This is a genomic window from Microcoleus sp. PH2017_09_SFU_O_A, from assembly GCF_020738625.1.
GTDB lineage: Bacteria > Cyanobacteriota > Cyanobacteriia > Cyanobacteriales > Microcoleaceae > Microcoleus.
The window spans coordinates 1-3,592 of sequence record NZ_JAEQCF010000175.1 but is presented as its reverse complement, the minus strand read 5'-3'; the positions used below and the strand labels follow the sequence as shown (position 1 = coordinate 3,592).

The following is a 3,592-nucleotide window of genomic DNA, read 5'->3' as shown; positions in this document are numbered from 1 at the left end:
TTTTGGATTTAAAGGCTAATTCGTCAATTTCAACAAAACGATTCTCGGTGGATTTAATGATGTGCCTCTCTGCTAGTTGCATTCAGACTCTCCATTTTTGGACGATCGCAATAATTCTCTCAGTTGACCATTTTGACTATATGATACTACTATTGCTTACTACTGCTTACAAACTTAATAAAGTTTTATAATACCGTCTTTTAGGGAAATTTGATCGAAAATTTCGCTGGAAAATCATGGCGGGCGATCGGGCCCGGTGGTGTTGCTGCTCGATCGAGACCGCCAAACTGTAAAATGAACGCTTGTATATAAGTTATGTAGAGCAGGAGAACAATTTCAGTGGCAATAGAAGTAGGTCAGAGAGTTAAGGTACGCCGTCTCAGAGATCGGATACCTGCAAATATGGTGGGCAAGATAAAGGAAAATCCAGTAGGCACTGTTGACGGATTCAGAATGGTTGATGGCAGCGGAGTAGGCGTGGTTGTCAAGTTTGACGGTTTTGCGACTTGGTTCTTTGAAGATGAGCTAGAAGCCGTTTAGTAGAAGGCCGTTGTCAGTGGGCAGTGGGCAGTTGTTAGTTGTCAGTTGTCAGTTGTTATTGGTAGCAGCTAACAACTCACACATCAGGAATCAGAAAGAACAACTACCTACTGCCCACAGCCCACAGCCCACTAACCACTGACAACTACCCACTGACAACTGACAACTCTGGCTGAAGGTTGCGCTTAAATGTTAAGTAGTAAGCTTTGGCACTGAGAACAGAAAATGGCTTTGATTTTGACATTTTTGGGCAAAGGCGGCACTGGCCGCAGCACGATCGCGATCGCAACAGCTAAAAAATATGCGGCTCAAGGCAAGCGAGTTCTGCTACTCGGCCAAGATCCGGGGCCTGCATTGGGTATTCTGCTAGGGGTTCCCCTGACTCCCACGCCACAGGAAATCGCCCCCAACTTCAAAGCAGTTCAGGTGAACAGCGCGCCGCTGCTAGAACGCAGGTGGGACGAAATTAAACAACTAGAAGCTCAATATGTCCGCACTCCGTTTTTCAAGCAGATTTACGGGCAAGAATTGGGAGTGTTACCGGGGATGGACAGCGCGCTGGCGTTGAACGAACTTCGGGAATACGACGACAGCAAACAATACGATGTCATTGTGTATGACGGCAGCGGCGGCATGGATACGCTGCGGATGTTGGGAATGCCGGAAATTTTGAGCTGGTACATCCGTCGCTTCCGCCAAGCGTTGGTAGATTCGGATTTGGGGAAAGCTTTGTCGCCTTTTATTCAACCGGTTGTCAGTACCGTGTTGACGGTGGATATGTCGGGAGACAATGCTTTTCAATCTACCAAGCAAGTCGATAATCTGTTGGATAAGGGTAAGGAAGCGCTGGCAGATCCGAACCGCACGGCCGCTTATTTGGTGACGACTGGGGATGCAAGTGCGATCGGCACTGCGCGCTATTTGTGGGGAAGTTCTCAACAAATTGGTTTAACTGTCGGCGGTGTGATTGTCAATCAAGCACCGCTTACAGAAACGATTGCTGCTGATTTCGATCCTTTGACAGCAGTTTCTGTGCCGGCCCACAGCGATAATAGTTGGCAGCCGTTAATTGATGCTTTGCCAGATTTTTCTGAAGCTGGGAAAGCTCCTAAACCGATTAACATCAACACTGCACAGCGTCTAGTTAGTTTGTTTTTGCCTGGGTTTGACAAGAAAGAAATTAAATTGATTCAATCCGGGCCGGAAGTGACGATCGAAGCGGGCGATCAGCGGCGCAATATCTTGCTTCCTCCGGCGCTAACTGGAAAATCTGTCACAGGTGCTAAATTCCAGAATGGTTACTTGATTATTTCTTTTTAGCAGTTAAGTTGTTCGGGATTTTGGGTAAATTTTGGAACGGGCAAGATGCCCGTTCCACATTATTTTTATTAGTAGTTGTATGGGGTACGTTGTTGGGCTTGGGCCCTATACATTTAAATGGTTATATAAGCTGTCAGTCATACCTCATCTTTCCGAGAAAGGCTATAATTTACGGATTTTTCATGGATCCGCACCCTAGGACCACAAACACTGAAAATTATCGATAAATCTTGGAAAATACGATCGCCCGCAGTGCGTCTATAATATAAAATCATTAGCAAATTTGGGAAAACAGCAATGGTTACACAACTGCAATCTCCCGACCAACAAAACATCGTATACCCTGACGATAACGGAGAACCAATGTCAGACAATACTGAGCAGTTTCGATTAATCGTTTGGATTAAGGAAAATTCCGAACTATTGTTTGCGAATGACCCGAATGTTTTCGTAGCCGGCGACTTGCTTTGGTATCCCGTTGAAAGAAATAATAAACTTTGCCAAGCACCAGATGTGATGGTAGTTTTTGGTAGACCAAAAGGATATCGAGGTTCCTATCAACAGTGGAATGAAGATAATATTCCGCCGCAAGTCGTGTTTGAAATTTGGTCGCCGGGAAATCGGCCTGCTCCGATGATTCAAAAGTTCAAATTTTACGAACGTTACGGTGTGGAAGAATACTATTTGTACGACCCACAAACATTAGAATTGACAGGATGGCAGCGGGTTGAGGAAGAGTTAGAGGCGATCGAACAAATAGACGGTTGGATCAGTCCGAGATTGGGCGTGCGGTTCCAATTATCTGAAACCGGACTCGAAATGTTCGGGCCAAACGGAGAAGCATTTATGAGTTTTGTGGAACTCGCTCAACTGCGGCGCCAAGCGGAAGCACAAGCGACTGAAGCAGAGCAACTGCGACAACAAGCAGAGGAACGGGCGACTGAGGCTGAAACTTTGCTCGAGCAAGAACGATCGCGATCGCAAGCCTTAGAAGCTCAACTCCGAGCAATGGGAATCGATCCAAATCAATTGCAATAGATGATTGGGCAATTTAAACGCCGATTTAAATCGCGTACATAATCTCCGTAGATACTGTCTTGACCTGTCAAGGGGTGGCGATCGCATAATTAGGGCTTGCTGAAAAAGTCAGAAAACAGCATTTAGAAAGATAAGTGAATTCGAGATCGCCTCGGCAATATAAGTTTTGTCAATTTTTTTCTGCCGAAACATAGCTTTTACCAATGATTGGAGCCAAAAAACATCCAAAAAGGTTTTTGTTATGAAATAGACCGAAAAAAAGCCAAAAAGCCTGCCGTAGCAGGGCAGAAAGATTCATCACCAGAAAAGTTATTGCGATGCTTGTTTCAGAAGTATTATTAAGTTTAGCCATCACTCTACCGAGGCTAAATCTTCTTTTAGCTTCTCCAAATTTCCCCTCAATTAAGTTACGAATTCTCTCGTCTGATTGAGCTTGTTTTTTCATTGATTTGCTCAGATTTTTGGGAGGTCTTCCTAGACGGACACCGCTCATTCTGATGCCGAGTTCTTTGCACCAAGCTCTATTTTCTTGTGTTCGATATATCCGATCTACATGAATTGATTCAGGGTAAAATCCGGTGAATTGTTTAAATGTTTCTACTTGTCTTTTAAGGTCTCCTGATTCGTTGAAGTTATCCCAACTAATTCGGTCTAAAAATACGTACCCATTTCGACAACTGGCTGACAGTTTTGC

At 44.7% G+C, this 3,592-nt stretch carries 4 protein-coding genes; 3 read left to right on the top strand and 1 reads right to left on the bottom strand.

The window, feature by feature from the left end:
- The first annotated feature begins 339 nt into the window (after positions 1–339).
- The 3 genes from JGK16_RS32400 to JGK16_RS32390 all read left to right on the top strand — a co-directional run bounded on the left by JGK16_RS32400 (position 340) and on the right by JGK16_RS32390 (position 2,898).
- Positions 340–540 carry a DUF2862 domain-containing protein gene (locus JGK16_RS32400; protein WP_293155850.1) on the top strand — a complete coding sequence of 67 codons (201 nt, stop codon included), beginning with the start codon at positions 340–342 and terminating at the stop codon, positions 538–540.
- Positions 541–765: 225 nt separating this feature from the next.
- A complete protein-coding gene (locus tag JGK16_RS32395; RefSeq protein WP_293193983.1) occupies positions 766–1,860 on the top strand; it encodes an ArsA family ATPase in 1,095 nt (364 codons plus the stop codon).
- 297 nt (positions 1,861–2,157) lie between these two features.
- Complete coding sequence (locus JGK16_RS32390; protein WP_293193981.1) at positions 2,158–2,898, top strand: Uma2 family endonuclease; 741 nt, start codon at positions 2,158–2,160, stop codon at positions 2,896–2,898.
- Between the two features lie 169 nt (positions 2,899–3,067).
- Here the strand turns inward: JGK16_RS32390 and JGK16_RS32385 are convergent.
- Positions 3,068–3,592 (bottom strand): transposase (locus JGK16_RS32385; RefSeq protein WP_293186725.1); only part of this gene is annotated, 525 nt, incomplete at its 5' end.